Origin of the sequence: Bradyrhizobium sp. Leo170 (genome assembly GCF_004296405.1) — a bacterium.
Classification (GTDB): domain Bacteria; phylum Pseudomonadota; class Alphaproteobacteria; order Rhizobiales; family Xanthobacteraceae; genus Bradyrhizobium.
This window is the reverse complement of sequence record NZ_PSRR01000005.1, coordinates 26,127-43,188: the sequence shown is the minus strand read 5'-3', so window position 1 is coordinate 43,188 and position 17,062 is coordinate 26,127. Positions and strand designations below refer to the sequence as shown.

At 61.7% G+C, this 17,062-nt stretch carries 21 protein-coding genes; 8 read left to right on the top strand and 13 right to left on the bottom strand.

Annotated elements, in window-relative coordinates; genetic code table 11:
• Window positions 1-165 precede the first annotated feature (165 nt).
• From CWO89_RS01945 to CWO89_RS01915, 6 genes are all read left to right on the top strand, one after another.
• On the top strand, window positions 166-348 hold the full coding sequence (locus CWO89_RS01945) for a hypothetical protein (protein WP_130576997.1): 183 nt from the start codon (window positions 166-168) through the stop codon (window positions 346-348).
• A gap of 804 nt (window positions 349-1,152) precedes the next feature.
• Window positions 1,153-1,350, top strand: coding sequence for a hypothetical protein (locus tag CWO89_RS01935; protein ID WP_130576995.1), 198 nt, complete (start codon window positions 1,153-1,155; stop codon window positions 1,348-1,350).
• An 877-nt stretch (window positions 1,351-2,227) separates the two neighbouring features.
• On the top strand, window positions 2,228-3,211 hold the full coding sequence (locus CWO89_RS01930) for a hypothetical protein (protein ID WP_130576994.1): 984 nt from the start codon (window positions 2,228-2,230) through the stop codon (window positions 3,209-3,211).
• Window positions 3,211-3,396 (top strand): hypothetical protein, encoded by a 186-nt coding sequence (locus CWO89_RS01925; protein ID WP_130576993.1) that lies wholly within the window; start codon window positions 3,211-3,213, stop codon window positions 3,394-3,396. Before CWO89_RS01930 ends, CWO89_RS01925 begins: the two co-directional genes overlap by 1 nt.
• Window positions 3,397-3,618: 222 nt before the next feature.
• On the top strand, window positions 3,619-3,963 hold the full coding sequence (locus CWO89_RS01920; RefSeq protein WP_130576992.1) for an HNH endonuclease: 345 nt from the start codon (window positions 3,619-3,621) through the stop codon (window positions 3,961-3,963).
• A gap of 10 nt (window positions 3,964-3,973) precedes the next feature.
• Window positions 3,974-4,180, top strand: a complete 207-nt coding sequence (locus CWO89_RS01915; RefSeq protein WP_130576991.1) for a hypothetical protein — start codon at window positions 3,974-3,976, stop codon at window positions 4,178-4,180.
• Window positions 4,181-4,187: 7 nt separating this feature from the next.
• Here the strand turns inward: CWO89_RS01915 and CWO89_RS01910 are convergent, their stop codons facing one another.
• The 13 genes from CWO89_RS01910 to CWO89_RS01850 form a co-directional block, all read right to left on the bottom strand.
• Window positions 4,188-4,715: a hypothetical protein gene (locus tag CWO89_RS01910; RefSeq protein ID WP_130576990.1), complete on the bottom strand. Its 528-nt coding sequence runs from the start codon at window positions 4,713-4,715 to the stop codon at window positions 4,188-4,190.
• A gap of 66 nt (window positions 4,716-4,781) precedes the next feature.
• Entirely contained in the window at window positions 4,782-4,946 is a 165-nt protein-coding gene (locus CWO89_RS01905; RefSeq protein WP_130576989.1) for an AbrB family transcriptional regulator, read from the bottom strand.
• 59 nt (window positions 4,947-5,005) lie between these two features.
• On the bottom strand, window positions 5,006-5,353 hold the full coding sequence (locus CWO89_RS01900) for a hypothetical protein (RefSeq protein ID WP_130576988.1): 348 nt from the start codon (window positions 5,351-5,353) through the stop codon (window positions 5,006-5,008).
• 93 nt (window positions 5,354-5,446) lie between these two features.
• A complete protein-coding gene (locus CWO89_RS01895; RefSeq protein WP_130576987.1) occupies window positions 5,447-5,815 on the bottom strand; it encodes a hypothetical protein in 369 nt (122 codons plus the stop codon).
• 1 nt (window position 5,816) lies between these two features.
• Window positions 5,817-6,374 carry a hypothetical protein gene (locus tag CWO89_RS01890; protein ID WP_130576986.1) on the bottom strand — a complete coding sequence of 186 codons (558 nt, stop codon included), beginning with the start codon at window positions 6,372-6,374 and terminating at the stop codon, window positions 5,817-5,819.
• An 80-nt stretch (window positions 6,375-6,454) separates the two neighbouring features.
• Complete coding sequence (locus CWO89_RS01885; RefSeq protein ID WP_130576985.1) at window positions 6,455-8,593, bottom strand: DUF3560 domain-containing protein; 2,139 nt, start codon at window positions 8,591-8,593, stop codon at window positions 6,455-6,457.
• Window positions 8,594-8,732: 139 nt separating this feature from the next.
• Window positions 8,733-9,584: a hypothetical protein gene (locus CWO89_RS01880; RefSeq protein WP_130576984.1), complete on the bottom strand. Its 852-nt coding sequence runs from the start codon at window positions 9,582-9,584 to the stop codon at window positions 8,733-8,735.
• Window positions 9,585-9,683: 99 nt separating this feature from the next.
• Window positions 9,684-10,106, bottom strand: coding sequence for a hypothetical protein (locus tag CWO89_RS01875; protein WP_130576983.1), 423 nt, complete (start codon window positions 10,104-10,106; stop codon window positions 9,684-9,686).
• A 275-nt stretch (window positions 10,107-10,381) separates the two neighbouring features.
• Window positions 10,382-11,359, bottom strand: a complete 978-nt coding sequence (locus CWO89_RS01870; RefSeq protein ID WP_130576982.1) for a hypothetical protein — start codon at window positions 11,357-11,359, stop codon at window positions 10,382-10,384.
• A gap of 98 nt (window positions 11,360-11,457) precedes the next feature.
• Window positions 11,458-11,685 (bottom strand): hypothetical protein, encoded by a 228-nt coding sequence (locus CWO89_RS01865; protein WP_130576981.1) that lies wholly within the window; start codon window positions 11,683-11,685, stop codon window positions 11,458-11,460.
• 208 nt (window positions 11,686-11,893) lie between these two features.
• The gene (locus CWO89_RS01860; RefSeq protein ID WP_130576980.1) at window positions 11,894-12,772 is read right to left on the bottom strand and encodes a DUF932 domain-containing protein; all 879 of its coding nucleotides are present in this window, start codon (window positions 12,770-12,772) and stop codon (window positions 11,894-11,896) included.
• Window positions 12,773-13,158: 386 nt separating this feature from the next.
• A complete protein-coding gene (locus CWO89_RS01855) occupies window positions 13,159-13,338 on the bottom strand; it encodes a hypothetical protein (protein WP_130576979.1) in 180 nt (59 codons plus the stop codon).
• 133 nt (window positions 13,339-13,471) lie between these two features.
• Complete coding sequence (locus CWO89_RS01850; protein ID WP_130576978.1) at window positions 13,472-13,792, bottom strand: hypothetical protein; 321 nt, start codon at window positions 13,790-13,792, stop codon at window positions 13,472-13,474.
• 754 nt (window positions 13,793-14,546) lie between these two features.
• Between CWO89_RS01850 and CWO89_RS01845 the strand changes: the two genes are divergently transcribed.
• Together CWO89_RS01845 and CWO89_RS01840 are read left to right on the top strand one after the other, a co-directional pair.
• Entirely contained in the window at window positions 14,547-15,260 is a 714-nt protein-coding gene (locus CWO89_RS01845) for a hypothetical protein (RefSeq protein WP_130576977.1), read from the top strand.
• Window positions 15,261-15,262: 2 nt separating this feature from the next.
• Window positions 15,263-17,026 carry a terminase large subunit gene (locus tag CWO89_RS01840; protein WP_130576976.1) on the top strand — a complete coding sequence of 588 codons (1,764 nt, stop codon included), beginning with the start codon at window positions 15,263-15,265 and terminating at the stop codon, window positions 17,024-17,026.
• Window positions 17,027-17,062: the final 36 nt, after the last annotated feature.

The window sequence follows — 17,062 nt, the reverse complement described above, 5'->3', positions numbered from 1 at the left end:
GGGAAGCGAGGCGGCGCATCGGGTGGAGCGGATACAAACGCCGCAAGCCATTTGGAGCGCCTCGCCGTTACGTTTTCGGTACAGGCTTGACCTTGACGCCCGCGCGTCGCAGGTTTCGGGGCGCCGCGCGCGGCTCGCGCGCCCAATAGGCAGGATCGATCTTTCATGGCATTCGTGCAGTTCACGCAACCGGACGATCAGCCCATCGTCATCAACACGGATAGGATCGTGGCCGCCACACCACTGCCCGACGGACAAGGCACGCGCATCACCTTCAGCAACGGTGGCCATCAGGACGTGAAGCAACTCATCGCTGACGTGCTGCGGCAGTTGAACATAAGCGCGTAGGCTCAGGACATCGCTGCCTGCGCGAACCATTCCGCCGATCAAGTGAGATCGTGCTGCCCAACGTTCGCAGATGGATCATTGAACAAGCAAAACGGCCTCAGTGCGCGCACATCTGAGGCCGTTTGAGACCTCCCGCCGGGCATTGGGCAAAATGTCGACCGGTCGGTGGCTTGGCTTTCGGAGATAGGATCGCCGATTGCTGAGGACCAAGACCAGCCCAAGGTGAATCGTTCCGTCCCAATCCGAAATATTTAGCGTCCTGACCGCACCGCGGATGGCGCCCTGGCCTCTGTTTTGACCCTTGAATCGCTCTGTAACCACTAATTCGGCAACCGAACACGAATTAACTGGCTATTTGGTTCGATCGGGATCCATATAGCCCCATCACCGCCGCTTCACGGCATCCACCGGTGACAGAGAGTGTTGCGCTCCCGCCTATTCGAGGGGAGGCATCATATGCCTCAATCTCAACGCCTGTCGTCCGGCATTCTGCCGGTTGCATTTGGGCGCCCCGCCTGTCCGAAGTGCAAGGCCGAGATGATGCTTACCCGCATCGAGCCAGCACGCCCTGGCGTCGACTTGCATACGTTTGAATGTGCTGTCTGCAATCACGTAGTTACGGCCCTGGCCGCGTATGAAGATCCTATGAAGTCCAAGGCTCTCGGACGCTGGCTTCTAGGCGATTTGCACTCGCCGACGTAGTTAAGTGTACAAACTAGGCCTCGAGCTCCCAGGAAACTCCGATGCGACTTTCGACCCACCGACAAAAAATTGCGTAGTAAGCAAACGCAAAAGGAGGAGGAAATGAGGGATTACACATACGAACGGAACGTGCCCACCGCGGCCTTGCGTAAGGCACGAGAAGCCTTCAAGGAGGCGGACGTCAAGGTAGCAATGGCCGAGTATGAACGCACTCAAAAGGCGTTCCATGCAAACCACGAGCGGTTAAAGGCGGAGCGATTGGCTCGCGACGCCGAAGCAGCGCGGAAGCTCAAAACCTGATCGGAGGCTTTCGGTCAAATCTGAGTAGCTCCTCGAACCTGTTAGGCTGAAATATCTTGCCGTACTCGTCGGTGATCTGCACCTGCCATCCACCCCTAACTAGAGTGCGAGCTTTCGCAACGCCAGCATTGGACTGACGTGGCTCGCAACGACGGTTTCCCGTCATCCTTCCTCGCAAGAATGCTGAACGTCATCGCATCCTCAAAAGAGAAAGGCTGGCAAGCGTTACGCCGCTCTGCAGGACTAATAGCTGCAACCACTGATGGCCCGGCAACGCCTGGTCATACGTTGGGTCGGTATCTGCCCCTCAGCGAAAGCCAGCATAGATGCGTGCGCTCGACACCTCGTCCCTCTCACCACTGGGTGTGACAGTCACACTGTCCTTTACGACAGCTAGGTCACTGCAAGCGTCGATTCAGTGTCACGACTGAAATGACCAATGTTTCAATTGGGTCAATCGCGACCGGGTTGAGTCAGCGAATTACCAATGTCTCAATTGGGTCACAAGCGGCATTTGACGCCGCGCTGAGCGGCGTCCGGTCTACCCCGGTGAGCTGACGTGGCGATCTTCAATCCGGATTTCGGCCATGGGTCACGAGCGGTAATGCTCTGACTGATCGTAAGCTTTCCGCTTGGCCATGAGAAGCTGACGTCCACGCCTTTATGAAACACGCGCTAACTTGGGCAAGCAACGGAGCGGGCCTTTTCAGATTAGCGGCCAACCTCTGCTTTGATGCGAGTGGAGGAGCGACAGTCCCGACTTCCCGCTAAGATCTTTGCAGCCGTTGATGAGATCGGCATTTTCCGCTTGCATTCGTAGACAAATCACACCGCGATTTCATATCCGTGATTCGAGAGCAGGATCTCGAGGCACGGAATGGCCGAAGGCGAGCGCCGCAAGCGCCGATCGAAACGAACGATTCAGCGAGAGCGGAAGCGGAAGGTTGACGCTCGGGCCGCGCGCGAGCAACAGCGCGCGGACAAGCGCGCCGAGGCGGCCGCCGCATGGGAAGCCGGCTATCCGCAGCGCGCGAAACGGTATCAGGCTGAATACGAGCGCCGGATAGAGCACGACCTCGCCCGCGAGGGCCAGCGCAAGCTGATGTATGCCTACCTCGACTACGCGCTCGGCAACGACACGCCGGAGGCTCGCATGGTCGCTGACTATGTCCGGCGCAATGAGACCGTGGCGAAGGACAGGCGCCAGAAGCTTCTCAAGGGTGGAGATCCACTCGGGCTGCTCGAGCCCAAGGTCAAGAAGACCAAAAGGCAGGTCAAAGAGGAAAAGCGGCAGGAAGAAGCGGCTCGGCTAGCGCGTGGCGAGCGCTTCGAAAGCATCCCGGATCTTGAGCATCCAAACCAGGATGTGCTGGTGACGACCAAGGCGCATTCACTGCGTCGGAAGTCGCTCGTCCGGACCCATCATGTGCCTGGTGTCGAAGCCTTCCTCCGCGACATCGAGGCTGTGCAGGGCGGCATCCGTGCTGCCAGCTTGGGGGACAAGATCGACCGTTCCGGCGTGCCGAACATCATCCCGAGCGCGATCCCCGCGGCGCAGCGTATCGAGCTCTGCGAGACCAGACTCGGCCAGAGCCATTGGTACTGGGCCTGCGGCTATCTGCTGTTCGACATGACGCCGACGGAGGTGCACCGCCGCGGCGGCAGCCAGCACACCACGGCGAGCGCCAAGATCGCCGACGCACTCGACGCGCTGTGCGACTTCTACGATCCGAATTTTCTACGTCAGAACCGCGATCTCAACATCCTGAAGGATGTCGTGAGCCGCGGCATGGAGGTGATCTTGCAGGGTGAGCGTCTTCTCAACTGGCCGCATCAACAGAAACGGCGGACGTCACGCTGATGTCGTTCGGCAGGTTCGCTCCGAATACGAGGGAGACGCCGCTCGAGACCAAGGTCCGGGTCTGGCGGGAATACGGGCTTCTCCTGGTCGACGTCGACAAGGACCAGTTGACGTGGGACCAGCGCGAAATGCTCAGAGCAATAGGCCGGAAAATGTTCGGGCCGCGGCGAGGAGATCGAAAATGACATCGACTTGGCGGAACTATATCCCGCGAGTGCTGACTGAACGGCCGTCCACTCCACCGCCGAATCCACCAAAGGGCGGCAGCAGCGGGGTCAACCCAGTATCCGGACCGATGGGGTGCATTTGTCCAGCGGGCGCGAACCTGACCTGCGAAAACCCGCAATGTCCCCGCAAGCATCACCGGACGCACGCCAGCAATCAGCCGCACCATCCGAGATCGTGACATGGCAAGGATTCCGACTCTCGGACCGCGCGTTCCGACGCTCGACACCCGCAAGGCGAAGCCACTGCCTAAGAAGGCGGATCCGCACTACCAGACCGCCGAGCACGAAGCGTGGGCCGCGTTCGTCAAGCGCCGGGCGGGATATCGGTGCGAGCACATCGACGATCGCACCGGTAGGCGCTGCGAGCGTAGCCAAGCCAACGGCGATCGGATGTACGCCGACCACATCAAGGACATCAAGGATCGGCCAGACCTGGCGCTTGACCGCAATAACGGCCGCTGCGCCTGCAATTCGCACAACACCCGCGCCGGCATAGCCGCTCGATCTCGGCGCATGAAATCGTAGGAGGGGTAGAATGTCGAAAGAGCCATCACCACGCGCGGACCAGCTTCGGGCCATGCGGGAAGCCAGGTACTATCGCAATCAGGAACTGATGCGCGAACAAGAGGCGCGTGACGCCGCGGCGGCAAAGAAGGAAGCGGCGCCGGTGCTAGGCATGAAGCGCCCGACCAAAAAGCGAAAAGCCGCAAAAGGGCGCGGGCGCAACCAAGCCAAAGTGTGAGCGTCGATTAGTCGAACTTCGGCGTTCCGGAACCGCGCTTGAGGTGAATGCCCGGTTCATCGGAGGAGTTGGTAGGGGACGTGATGCTCACCTCTTCGCCCGTTTGCAGTAGGCCTTTGCAGGTACGCAGGGCCTCTCCCATCAGATTCCTTTCCAGTGCGCAGCTCAGCTCAGGCAGTTTGTAATTCTTGAGAATAGCTTCAGCGAATTGTTGCGGCGGCAAGGACTCTGCGTCAAAGAAGCATCGATAGAAGTCCGCGCTCTTGGCGGTGCCATTCTTGTCGAATTTGACGCTTCCGCAATGTTTGCCGGTCTTGGAATAGACCGCCAGCACCGGGATATTCTCTTCTTCTTTGGTCATCGCGAACAGGTCCTTTTCCCACTTCAGAGTGAAGTTATTGGACAGCCCGTCTGCCTCAGTCTTCGGCATGTTTATGTAAACGCCACGAAACTTGGTACCTGCATTCTGCGCGACCGCGGGTGTCACAAGGATGGCCGCGGTCGAGATCGCCAGTAGAATTGTTTTCATGGTCAACGTTGCCTCATTTATAAATTGGTTGGGCCGCATCGCTGGACAATCGATCGTAGCCGGGAGGCGGGCTCACTCCGCCAACTTGCGGAGCGTGTCCTTGTATTTGTCCATGATCTCGTCTGCGGTCTTCATCGTCTTTTCGAAGTCGGGATCATAGGGCAGGGCGATGAAGCCGCCGCCAGCGACCTCCACCACATAGAGATCGGAGCCCGTCTTCAAGTCGAGCTTCGCCATTAACTCTTTCGGGAATATGAGTCCGTCGGAGTTGCCAATCCTTTTGATCGTGAGTTTTGTCACCGGTCTTCTCCATCTTCCACATCAGCGTCAGCCGGCATCTGCCTCAGCTTCTGGTAAGGGTATTCGCCGAGCTCCGGATGTAGCCGGTCGGCCTGAATCATTGCCGCTGCGGCCATGCGCGCGGTCCCGAGTGCGTTGGGGAGCGTAAGCAGCGTCAGCGCAATCGGCACCCAGGACGGGATGTCCTGGATCTGGCCCTTGTTATCCCGACCCCAGCGGTTAACCGTGACGAGATTCTGGCAGAAGACGCGGGCGAACGACTTCCGGGTCAGGCCCTGCCGTTCCAGCGCTGCGTCGAAATCAGCGCCAGAGATCTTGCGGTGGACAAATCGAGGTGGAGACATCTCAGGATCCTTTCCTGTTGGGCACGGTCGCCCGGAAATCGGTCGTAGCCGAGGGGATAGCACAAAATCGATCGTAGCCGGGAGTCCCCCCGACTAGCTGAAATCCAGCGGCGAAACCTGGCGCTTGCCGACCGTCATAACCGGTGGAATGACGCCGCCGCGGTCGATGGCCGCCAGCCATTGCCTCTCGGTCCCGGTGAAGCCGGGCCCGGCCTCGACGTGGTGGTCGGCCAGCCATTTGGCGAGCTCCCGCGCCGAGGCGCAGGGCGGCGACAGCGGCGTCCCGGCAGTGGTGACCTCGTACATCTGCCAATGCGTCCGCTCCGCCTCCGGCCATGCCGGCATGTAGCGGTCCGGATCGGGCGCGGGCGCATCCGGGGCGGACTCGAGCAGCGGGATGTAGCGGCCGGCGGCGTTCTTCGGATGCTGCCAATCCACCGGCACGCGTCGAACCTGTCTCATGCTAATACACCTCTGCGCCAATGCATGCTGCGACGGCTTCGCGGTGCGCGCCTCCTGCGCGGTCCATCCGCTGCCAAACCTCCTTGCCGCCTAGCTTGTCGGCCAGCCAGGCGAAATCGGTCACGTAGAGGATCGCGTGCAGCAAGACGCGCTCGCCCGAACTGCAGACGCTGTCGCACTGCTTGGCGAGTTTCACGAAGCGCCCTTTGTCGGGATCGTTGAACTGCACGATAGAACTTCGGAGCTGCCGCCAACTCTGCGCCGCCTCGAGGTATTCGAGAAGGCCCATCTTTCGAAAGATGCTGCGCGCCGGCTCACTAGCCTTGAAGCGGTCGAAGCCGTGGACATTCGCGCGAGCGCGGCCGAGTTCTTCGCCGACGTCGGGCATCATTGCCCAGGTCCGGCCCGCATTCGTGATCTCGATCATACCGGGGTCGACACGTCGCGCCATGCCGGTATTGACGAGAACGCGCTCGGGGATGCGGTCGTGGTCAGTGCGCGGACCCTTCATGAGTGCATTGAGCAGCATCTGTTCCTCAGACGTCAGTTGGATCGACATGGGTAAATCTCCTTTTCAAAATCGGCCGTAGCCGAGGGGGTGACGGGAAATCGGTCGTAAGCGGGAGGGCGCAGCCGGGACTATTCCGGCGGTCCATCGATCACGACCAGCGCCGTATTCACCATCGTGCCGGCGGCCTTGAATGAGCCGGCCGGCAACGGCCGATATTCGGTAGCGATTGGCTCGAGGCGCGCGCGTTGGCGCGGCCCGTCGGCGCAGATCGCGACGAGGCGGCCACCAGGCCGGAGAAACGTCCGCGCGTGCTCGATATGCTGGATATCGGCGCCGCGTTCGAATGGCGAATTCATCACGATCCGGTCGAACCTGCCGAGGTGAATTGGAGAGCATTCCAGGAAGTCACCACAATGGGTTTTTGTGCCATGAGACCGCAGCAGATTTGCCAATTTCGGATTGATCTCGACCGCAATCAACTCTACGCGGGCACTGATCGCCGCTTTCACGGCTTGAACAAGCCGCCCAGTGCCTGCGCTTGGCTCAAGCACGCTATGGTGCTCGCTGATTTCTGCGAGCTCGACCACATCGGCGGCCAGGTTCGGCGGCGTCTCGAACAATTGCGGAGCGACGACGACTTGCACGCCGCCGCCGCGCAGCACCGCCCGCATTGCCTCGAAATCAGCCGTAGGCGAGGGGGCCGGCAAATCGGCCGTATCCGGGAGGGCGGGCGCGATCGCGATCTCGGGCGCGGGCACTGAGGGCGCGGAGTCTTCTGCCGGTGCCGGCTCCGCCATGATCTCGGAGACCAGCGTAAAGGCGGCGTCCAGTGGATTGGCGGCCGTCGGCGGGGCGACGAACTCCACCACGAAAGCAGCCGGTTCGGCCGGCTCGCTCGGCGGGACGATCTTGGGCGGATCGACCCGCTTTGCATCCGTGATGAAAACGTGCGCGGTCTTGTAGTCCTTGAGCATGGCATGGCGTACGCGGTGCATTCCCGTCTGGTCAGTCGCCTTAACCAGCTTCGTGCACTTGTAATCCTTGTGCTTCTTTTTGTACTCCTCGGCCGTCATGCGGTGGAAGCCTTCGCCGGGATAGTTGCAGAGCGGCGCGAGCTGCGACGCGGTCTTGACCTTCTCGGCGTCGCCGCCTTTCGGCGCCCGATAGCCGCAAACCTCCTCGACGCCATATTTCCACTTTGACGCCCAGGTCACGCCGGGCGGCGAAGTAGTCGTGAGGCTGTTGACGGTACCGCCGACGCGGTTAACGCGGATGATGGTCAGCCACGCGCCAGAGCGCTCCCGCGCAATCTGGACCTTGCCGCCGACCTGGAAGGCGAACCGCTCGCCCAAGGAGGCGGGCGCGTCCGGGCCGTCGACGCCGATCTGTTCCGCCAACATGGCGCGCTCATAAGCCAGGCGGTTGTCATAGTGCGAAAGCCAGCGATCACAATTCGCGATCGTCGCCGGATAAACTGCTTTGGCGTGCTCGATGACCTCGGCGACGGTGCGCGGAGCGTACAAGGTGGATTCGCGTTCGCTCAGCGCTCCGTAAGCGGTTTGGCTGTGCGGCCAGTCTTCACGGTCGCCTTCTTTGCGAGGCAGGTGCAGCCAACAGCGGTTTGCAATTGCAAGCGCGATTTGGTGCTGACGCTCCGCGTCCGTCTCCTCACCGCATTTCGCCCAGAGTTTGAGCCAGGCCGCAGCCTCGGACTTGCTGCGCTCGACCTTGCGGCGCTCGGCTTCCAGCGTCTTGATGCGTCGGTGACGAACGTCGGCACGCTCTTTGTATTTTGCGGCGCGGATCGCGCCGTGCGCCCGCGCTGTCCAATAATTCGAAGTATCCCAAAGCTTGAGCGCCTTCCGCATGCCGTTGTCCATGCGCTCTTTGTCTTTCCGCGCGCTCTTCTCCGAGTGATGGCCGACAAGGATCGGCTGCCCAAACGCGAAGCGTTCGGCGATTTGGTCGACCGCGTCGCGGGCGCGGTTGGCTTCGGCCAAGCGTTTTTCGCTGTACTCCTCGAAACGGTCGGCGCGGTCCTCGGCGCGGTCGACAAGGGTTGAATCCTCGTCGCCGATCTCTCCGCAAAGCTCAATCAGCAGATCGGCGCGCGCAGGGGTCCAGGTCGGCGCGACGAAAAGGCCTTGTTTCGGCGCCCACTTGAATCCGGCGGCTTTCACGCGCGCATAGGTTTCGGGATCGAGGCGCGAGACGGAATAGAGGCGAAGCTTGTTGTCGTCAGGGGAATAGGTGGCAGAAAATGTCATGTGTCCATTTCTCCTTTTTAGATTGCGCACAATCGCGCGGGGGGGCCCTAAGTTGGTTCGGCTGAATCTGTCAAGAGTCATCGCGCAAAATCAGCCGTAGCTAGGGTAGAAAATCGATCGTAGCCGGGGCTAGCCGGCCCTAATCCAGCGGGCGCAACTCGGGATGTACCTCGTAAAGTGTCCTGTAAGCCTGATCTTTGGTGCGGTGCGCGGTGGTCCCGCGCTTCGTGACGCTCAACCAATCGCCGGCCCACGCTCCAGGGACTTCGCTGGCGAGGCAGACGCGCGGGGCGCTGCTCTCCTCTTCAGCCGGGCAGGGCGCAACCGGGAGGCCTGCGGCGGCTCGGCGGTAGGCCTCCGCCGCGTCGTCGGCGTCGGAAACCGCCTCCGCAATCGTGCCGTCCTCGTCGTTGAACATGCCGCGCACCTGGCCAATCTGATGGGTGCAGGCATCCAGCGCGCCGGCCAGGTCGCGGGCGATCTGGCGCCAGTCCTGCGCGGGCGCAGCCGAAACTGTGCCGCCGCCAATCTCCAATACCTCAACCCTGAAGAAGTCGCCGCGCATCTCGCCGACGCGCTCGAAGTAGGCGTCAGCAATCTCGTCAGGATCGGCCGGCTTGTCCTCGTCCATCCGTGCCGCCCAATTTTCGGCGGCGATCTCGCGGCGCCAGGTCCGGGCGTCGTCGCTGTTGGCGTACAGGCGCGTTTCGTCACCGTGGCGGGTCTCGTAAATCGCGACGGCAAGCGGCGGCAGCGTCACGGGGTGAGCTTCAATGATGCAAGGCCCGTCGGCGACGTCTTCCCATAACTCGGCAATATTGTCCGCGGTCGCGGCCTCGATCTCGGCCAGGCGCTCGGGTTTGCGCTTGAGAAGGTCGCGCAGGCTTGCGCGCACGTAGTCCACCGCTTCGGATTGTGTGGCGTGCACCGTGGTTTCGGTTCCGCAGTTATCGCCTTCCGTGGTGCAGGTCCAAATCGTAATGGCAGTCATTGCTCTGTGTCCTTTCGTTTTGCGCACTATTGCGGAAGTTTGGAATCAGCCGCGGCTGGGAGTCGCGGCTATCAACGGCAAATCAGACGTAGCCGGCTCTCAGGCCACGGTGCTGGATTGGGCCCGCTCGGGCACGGCGAGGCGCTCAAGGTCGCTGCAGGCATCATAGTAAACATCGGATTCGACGTGTCGCTTGTGATCGCCCAGACTGCCATCCGGCCGCTTGAAAACGAACCAATACGGTTCAATTTCGTGCAGGGAATACCCCGCGGCGATAGCGCGTTCGCGTTTCGCCGCTCTCTCGGCTTCAACAGCGGCCATCATCTTATCAAAATCCGCGCGGCCGGCGGCGCGGAGTTGAGCCGCCCATTCCGCAAGCGCGCGGGTTGGCCGGCGGCGCTCGCGATACGCCAGCGCAACCAAGTTATCCCTTCCGAGATATCGAAACAGGTTGCCGCGCAGTTTCGGATTGCGCCGCGAGCGGCGGTAGAGCGCCACCGCAACGGCGTTTCCGTCGTGCATTTCAAAGCAGGTATCGAATGACCGCGTTGCGTTGCGGCCGGTGGCGATGACGCGAGAGGCGAAATCGACACGATAGGAATAGGCATCTTCTGTGTATGGAGTCGGCACTTGTTGAGGTTCCTTTCCGGTTACGCGCGATCGCGCGCGACAAAATCAACCGTAGCGGAGGCTCTAGCGTAGAGCCTCGCATTGTTCGATATGGCGGGCGATCAAATAGAACGGCCGCAACTGACGGCAGTACGGGCAGCGGGACTTGCGGGATTTGGGTTTGCGCGTCATGCCGCCGCAATCCGCAGGATGCAGTTGGAACGGGGCGAGGGCGCAACCTGGGCATTGCTGGCGACAAGGGTAAGCCTCGATGTCGAGAGAAATGCTTGGTTCACCTTGAATGAAGTTACAACCGGGGGAGAGGCATGGTCCGCGTGCTCGGCATCGTGCGCCGCCTCTGCGGCCAGGCGCTCCGCTTCCCGCTCGGCATCTTCGCGCGCCCGCCACCTCGCCCTGATCTGCAGCGGAGTCCAGCCGGCCAAGCGCAACTCGCATTCTTCAATCTGGTATTGAAGCGGGCGAGCGTCGGCGCCTTCCGGCAATTCTGCAAGGCGCAGCCGCGACACGGCCAGCCGGTACGACGCCTTGACGAAATCAGCGCGCGTCAAAGCGCCGTCCTCTGTTTCGTCGGGGTAGCTGGCCGACTCCGCAATGGCTGCGCTGGCGTCGAAAGTCCCGCGACGCCACTTCGCCGACTTGGCGTTGCACTGCGCAGCGTCGTATTCGGTTTCTGTCGTTTCGCATGTAACGGTGACAAATTCCGGCACCGTGATGCATGCCGAATAATCGGAGTTGCCGCCGCACCGCGTCGCGATACGGCACTGATAGAACGCGATGGCGACGCGCAAGCCGCGCCCGATATTGACCGGCTTGCCGGGCAGGGAAACCGCGGGTGCCCGTACCGTCTCACCATCGGCGAACGTCACCACGATAACAGGCGACTTGCCGAGACGCTTCGCGCTGACGCTCTGCGGAATGACGTAGTCCGCCCATTGCGCAAAGCGTGGATCCGTTTCCGGTTCCAGGATCTTGGGCGCGGCGGATCCTGCTTTTGCGTTGGGCAAGGCGAGGCGGAGCAAATCAGCGACCGCGCGCCAGTTTGCACTGTCGGGTTCGGCGCACGCGTTATCATAGGCGAGAATTGCCAATGTGCGCCGCTCGGTTGCCTTGGCCGCCTTCGCTGCGATCAAATCAATCTGTTGCATGGTCTAAGCTTCCTTTTCTGAATTGCGCACAATCGCGCATTGGTACGCTGGGCGTTCCGTGCTGCCCGGTCATGCCGGGCAGTGTCGCAACGTCCTAGCTAGCTTGACTTTCCATAAGAGACAGTTTCGGTTCCTTCCCTTGCCGCAAGCCGAATGCGATCGTTCAGGCGTTCCCCCACAACCCAAAACACGCTGAACCGGTTGAAGGCCTGCATGACATCATGAGCATTCCAGCCGCGTGCTCTAGCCAATGCAGTGGCTTGGCGTTTGGTGGGAAAGCGGAGGATTGCAGTCTCACCGAGAAGGATATGGGAAAGATCAAGCATGGTGGACGTTTCAGATGCACGAATTCAGAAAGGCGCGTTTTCCGAAGCGGACCGCGGCGCGGCGAGTCCGCTTGTCAATCGGCTTGCGGTCGGAATCGTGGCGAGGATACTTCATAGCTCGGTTTCCTTTTGATGGTTGCGCACAATTGCGCAGTTTCGGCGGTTGCCGGTCATGCCCGGGACAAGCCCGGGCATGGGCTGCAATCGCTTAGGCGGCGAGCGGTGCGGCGCCCTTCAATTCGGCCATCTTGGCCGCGAGGGTGAAAAGCGCGCGGTTTAGTTTCACGTCTTGGTCGATACCGTTGACGGCGCGAGTCGTGACGCGGCGCGGGCGATTGTTGGCATCACGGCCGCGCGCCGTAAGTCCGCCACGAATGACGTTTTCCTGCACCACGTTGAACGTGGTCCAAAGGTCCGGCGACACGTCATCCCGCCGACGCGGGCGGAGCAGTTGTTCCGGCTGGATCGGCGTATTGGTTTCGCCTTCCGCGTCACCAAAGCGCAGAACGTGCGCGGCTTCCGCGAGTGCCTGCTTTTCGTCGCGGTCGAGAGCCAGGCGCGCCCAGTCCTGTGGCGCCGCGAGTGCCTTCTGTGCCTCGCCGAGAACACGGTAGGTTCCATCAATCACCTTGTGCGCTACATCCTGGGCGGTGCCGGTATGCCGGACTTTGACGGAGTCGACGGTGCCGACTTGCGCGACGAGGCTGTTAAGGCAACGAACACGGAAAAGGCCTGCGATCAAGTCATAGGCGGACGTTCCGTCATTGGCGTTTTTGAGGAGGATTTCACAGACGGTATCGCCAACCGAATACGTCGCGGCGTTGTCGAGACGGCGCAAGCGGATGAGGTGCTTTGTGAAGTCGCGGCGATCATCGATCCGGGCAACACTCTGCTTTGCGCCGACGGGCTGGAAACCCTCTTTCATCAATGCGCGCAGCACGTCGAAAGTCGGAATAGGCTGGAAACGATCAGAACGCGAATGGTGCGCGTCGACCGCGAAAACAGACGGCGCCAGCTTGCGCAATTCATCCTCAGACAGGGCGCGGGCGGAGCCATCGAAACGGGCGGTTGAGGTGTAGACGGTCATTGCAGATACTTCCTTTTTGTTTGCGCACTGTTGCGCGGGTTCGGCGATTTGCCGGTTATGCCGTGGCGCGCACGGCATAGGCTGCAAATCGTCAGAGACAGCACGCGACGATTACAAACGTGCCGACGCTGGCGAAGGCGAGGAAAAGCAAAAAGTCTTTCATGGTCTGCCTTTTCAGTTGCGCACAATCGCGCGGGAGTAGCGGCGCCGACTCTATCGGCGCGGACTGTGCTTAGACTGGAATGCGCAGCAGGATGGCGACAACTGGTCCGACGGTCAGGGATAGGGCGAGGATTGCGCCCAAGACGTTGCCGAGCATGTTGGTTGTCCTATCGAGTTGCCGGGTTGGCAGGGAGGCGCGGCCATGTCGGCCGCGCCGGTAGTCCTCACTTGATTCCGAAAATCCAGAGCGGGTTGGCTTCCGGCTGCGCGGGCTGCGGAGCGGCCGGCTTAACCTTCTGTTCCTCCTCGATGTTGCGGCAGAGCATTTCGAGATAACCGACGGTGCCGAGTCCTTGGGTGAAGTCGGGGCAGGGCGGAAGGTCTTTGGTCTTGATGACGGCCATGGTCATTTTCCCTTTTCGGTTGCGCACAATTGCGCGTCCAGTGAGGACACCATACAGCAACGGCCGGCCGCGTCAATAGGCAAAACGCAAAAAAGTGACGATTGTCCGAAAAAAGTCGATGCAGCGTCACAAATCAGGGATGCAGCGCACGGTACTGCGCCAGCAATTTCGCAGCCCGTTCAATGAATTGCCAGCTGTCGCCGGTGGAGATGCCGAGCTCCACGGCCCTGCAGCGCAGCGCAACGTCAGGGCCGGCGCCCAGGGTGCGGTAGGTCGCGATCGAGTTGGGTGACGCGAAGATGGCGCGCGCCGCCGCATTGTTGGAAAGGCCCAGCCGTTCCTGCCACGCGACGAATTCAGCCCCGTTGATTCGCTGTGAGGCATCGCCAGTTGCAAAATCGCGTTTCTGTGGCGCCCGGACGTCAGCCGGTTTTGTCGCGCTTTTCTTCGCCATGCCGTTCTCACTCCGCTGTGACGTTTCCGGGCTAGCCCGCACTAGGCGGACCTATCACAGATTTGAGTCGCGGCAAGCCGGCGGAGCGCGACTATCAACGGACGAGCGCCGCGCCATCGATTTGACAGCCGACTCGTTTTCCGATTCAGAGCGGGAACAGTGAAGGATTGTCACCACGGGCAACCCGCCAGGCCGAAAGGTCTCGGCGGGTTTCGCATGTCAACGGTGCACCATGGCCAACCCGCCCAATGCAGCGGCACCAATCACAGGAACGTGGCGCCCAACCGGCAACGCGCGCTTGCGGTGCGGTTGGTTCGGCCGGCCGATAATCGAGATTGAGGAATCCGCCACGCTGCTGACTGGCGACCCTGCGCCAAGCCAAGCCATCGGGACATGGCGAGTAGCGAAGCGCTGGCGCCGTGCCCGGCGTGGCCAAGTCGTCGCACTCGGCACCGTTGCAGCCATGGTCGCCTTTGCCCGTGGCAAGGCGGAGCGGTAGCGCACATGGGCGACGTCGTCGCGTTGGGCCCTCGAGCTAGTGGCGAGGCGCGCGCGGCGCCAGCCAGCACCGAACCGGCAACCGTGGTTATCCTGCCTGTCATCCGGGTTGAGCGCTGCAGCGCCGACATATGGGATTGCCTGCCAAGCGATAGCGCTCCGCACCATGCGGCCCTGTACCCGGAAGATGGCGAGTAGTCCGCCACGTCAACCGGTCACCACCTAGCACACAAGCCAGCAAGGCAACGCCAGCAAGTTGCGGCAGGGCGGCGCCGCCGGACATGGTCGGGCAAGCCAACCCGCAACGCCATGGCCAAGCCAGCCAGCACGCCAGCCCACCCCCTACCGTCAGACCTCGGGGAGGGGGGCAGGGGGGCTTGAATTCCCGAAAGCCGACAGGACCTGGGACCGCTTGGGGTCGCATCCGCACAATTTTTTTGGGGCGACCGAAAATTTCTCCGGAAATCGCAAAATGACCGAAAAAACGACTGACGGGAAAAAGCGTGCTCGCTCGCGAAAGAAGCCGGCGCTGAAAAAGGTTGGCGGCCGTCCCGCATGGAAGCCATCGGTCGATGAGCGGACGACGATCGAGCGGATGAAGTTCTGCGGCGAGTCCGACGCGACGATCGCGAGATCCCTGGGCGTTGATGTCGACACGATGCGCAAGCATTGCCCCGAAGAGCTCGCAAGCGGTTACGCGAACCGGCGCCGAGAGGTGATCAACCTGCTGTTCGAGGCGGCCAAGGCGAAGAACACCTCGGCGATCAAGCGGCTCGACGACATGGGCCGGGCTTCCGGTGCCGCGGCCGCGGTCAATGCTCGCGGTGCCAAGGCCGCACCCGAGGCCAAGGAGCCGGCGCCGGAGAAACTGGGCAAGAAGGAACAGCGGAAGCAGGCCGCGCAGGCTGTGGTCGGGAAGTTCGCACCGCCTGAGCCGCCTAAGCTGGTGGTCAACAACGACGCCGGCTGATCATGAAGCACTGGTCGACGGCGTGCATCGATTGGCAGCGGAGGATTATCGCCGGCGAGAGCCTGGTCCCGTTCGAGCCGCTGTTCCCGGACGAGGCTTATGCCGCTCTTGAGGTCTTCAAGTCGCTGAAGATCGTCGACGCGACACCGATCTTCGATCCGGAGATCGATGGGATGCGGCCGCCGACGTTTGGCGAGGCTGGCGAACAGTGGGTCTTCGACTTCGTGCTCGCCATCTTCGGCGCGTACGACCACAAGCAGGCGAAGCGGTTGATCCGGGAGTTCTTCCTGCTGATCAGCAAGAAGAACGGCAAATCGACGGTCGCCGCGGCGATCATGCTCACGGCGCTGATCAGGAATTGGAGGCATTCGGCTGAACTCCTGATCCTGGCGCCGACGCTGGAAGTCGCCAACAACGCGTTCAAGCCGGCTGCCGATATGGTCCGGCATGACGAAGAACTGAGCGACCTGCTGCACATCCAGGACAACTTCCGCCAGATCACGCATCGGGTGACTAATGCGGTGCTGAAGGTGGTCGCGGCCGATACGGACACGGTTTCGGGCAAGAAGGCCGCGTTCGTCCTGGTCGACGAGCTCTGGATCTTCGGCAAGCGCGCCAACGCCGACGCCATGCTGCGCGAGGCGACGGGCGGATTGGTCTCGAAGCTGGAAGGCTTCGTCATCTACCTGTCGACGCATTCCGACGAGCCGCCGGCCGGCGTCTTCCTGGCCAAACTCGAATATTTCCGCGACATCCGAGACGGTAGGGTTACGGATCCGAAGAGTTTCGGCGTCCTGTACGAATTCCCGGACGACATGGTCGAGGCCGAGGCCTATCTCGACCCGGCCAACTTCTACATCACCAACCCGAACCTGGAAAAATCGGTCTTCACCGAATGGCTGGTCGACAAGCTGGCCGAAGCGCAGCGTGGTGACCGGGCCGGGCTCAACGTCTTCCTCGCAAAGCACCTCAACGTCCCGATCGGCTCCAAATTGCGAGTGGATCGCTGGGCTGGCGCTGATTTCTGGGACAAGTCGAAAGAGCGGGTCACGTCGCTCGAGGATCTGTTGGCTCGTTCCGAGGTCGTTGTCGTCGGTATCGACGGCGGAGGCCTCGACGACCTTCTCGGCCTAGCCGTCTTGGGGCGCGTGAAGAAGGCCGCTGGCGGTTCCGAAGACATCGCCAAGAGGAAGTGGCTGCTGTGGAGCCGTGCGTGGGCTCACACCATCGTTCTCGAGCGGCGCAAGCAGATCGCGGCCGAGCTCAAGGATTTTGAGAAGGAACAGACCCTCAAGATCGTCGATCGGCCGGGTGATGATGTCACGGCCGTCGCGGACATCGTGATGACGATCGAGGAGGCCGGGAAGCTGGCCGAGGAGGCCGGGAAGCTGGCCGAGGGGGCCGCGATCGCCGTGGACGCCGCCGGCATCGGATCCATCGTCGACGAGCTCACCAGCGAAGCCCGCGGGCTCGACAAGGAGCGCATCGTCGGCATCCCGCAGGGCTGGAAGTTGAACGGTGCCATCAAGGATACCGAGCGCCGAGTCGCTGCCGGCGATCTCGTCCACGAAGGATCGGCGCTGATGACCTGGGCTGTCGGCAACGCCAAGGCGGAACGGAACGGCAACGCGACGCTGATCACCAAGGCGGCCAGCGGATCCGCAAAGATCGACCCGCTCATGGCTGTGTTCGATGCCGTCTCGCTGATGTCGATGAACCCCGAACCGGCAGGATCTGCCTACGAGGACGAAGACGTCCTGGTGTGATGCCGGCGGCCGCGGTCGCTGTCCGCTGGTCTTCCC

Bases quoted from the DNA above. Each gene is read 5' to 3' on its own strand.
- CWO89_RS01870 (WP_130576982.1), bottom strand. From the start codon at position 11,359: ATGCAACAGATTGATTTGATCGCAGCGAAGGCGGCCAAGGCAACCGAG.
- CWO89_RS01900 (WP_130576988.1), bottom strand. From the start codon at position 5,353: ATGTCTCCACCTCGATTTGTCCACCGCAAGATCTCTGGCGCTGATTTC.
- CWO89_RS01855 (WP_130576979.1), bottom strand. From the start codon at position 13,338: ATGGCCGTCATCAAGACCAAAGACCTTCCGCCCTGCCCCGACTTCACC.
- CWO89_RS01880 (WP_130576984.1), bottom strand. From the start codon at position 9,584: ATGACTGCCATTACGATTTGGACCTGCACCACGGAAGGCGATAACTGC.
- CWO89_RS01890 (WP_130576986.1), bottom strand. From the start codon at position 6,374: ATGTCGATCCAACTGACGTCTGAGGAACAGATGCTGCTCAATGCACTC.
- CWO89_RS01860 (WP_130576980.1), bottom strand. From the start codon at position 12,772: ATGACCGTCTACACCTCAACCGCCCGTTTCGATGGCTCCGCCCGCGCC.
- CWO89_RS01895 (WP_130576987.1), bottom strand. From the start codon at position 5,815: ATGAGACAGGTTCGACGCGTGCCGGTGGATTGGCAGCATCCGAAGAAC.
- CWO89_RS01905 (WP_130576989.1), bottom strand. From the start codon at position 4,946: ATGGCGAAGCTCGACTTGAAGACGGGCTCCGATCTCTATGTGGTGGAG.
- CWO89_RS01945 (WP_130576997.1), top strand. From the start codon at position 166: ATGGCATTCGTGCAGTTCACGCAACCGGACGATCAGCCCATCGTCATC.
- CWO89_RS01865 (WP_130576981.1), bottom strand. From the start codon at position 11,685: ATGCTTGATCTTTCCCATATCCTTCTCGGTGAGACTGCAATCCTCCGC.
- CWO89_RS01875 (WP_130576983.1), bottom strand. From the start codon at position 10,106: ATGCACGACGGAAACGCCGTTGCGGTGGCGCTCTACCGCCGCTCGCGG.
- CWO89_RS01925 (WP_130576993.1), top strand. From the start codon at position 3,211: ATGTCGTTCGGCAGGTTCGCTCCGAATACGAGGGAGACGCCGCTCGAG.
- CWO89_RS01935 (WP_130576995.1), top strand. From the start codon at position 1,153: ATGAGGGATTACACATACGAACGGAACGTGCCCACCGCGGCCTTGCGT.
- CWO89_RS01930 (WP_130576994.1), top strand. From the start codon at position 2,228: ATGGCCGAAGGCGAGCGCCGCAAGCGCCGATCGAAACGAACGATTCAG.
- CWO89_RS01920 (WP_130576992.1), top strand. From the start codon at position 3,619: ATGGCAAGGATTCCGACTCTCGGACCGCGCGTTCCGACGCTCGACACC.
- CWO89_RS01850 (WP_130576978.1), bottom strand. From the start codon at position 13,792: ATGGCGAAGAAAAGCGCGACAAAACCGGCTGACGTCCGGGCGCCACAG.
- CWO89_RS01840 (WP_130576976.1), top strand. From the start codon at position 15,263: ATGAAGCACTGGTCGACGGCGTGCATCGATTGGCAGCGGAGGATTATC.
- CWO89_RS01915 (WP_130576991.1), top strand. From the start codon at position 3,974: ATGTCGAAAGAGCCATCACCACGCGCGGACCAGCTTCGGGCCATGCGG.
- CWO89_RS01885 (WP_130576985.1), bottom strand. From the start codon at position 8,593: ATGACATTTTCTGCCACCTATTCCCCTGACGACAACAAGCTTCGCCTC.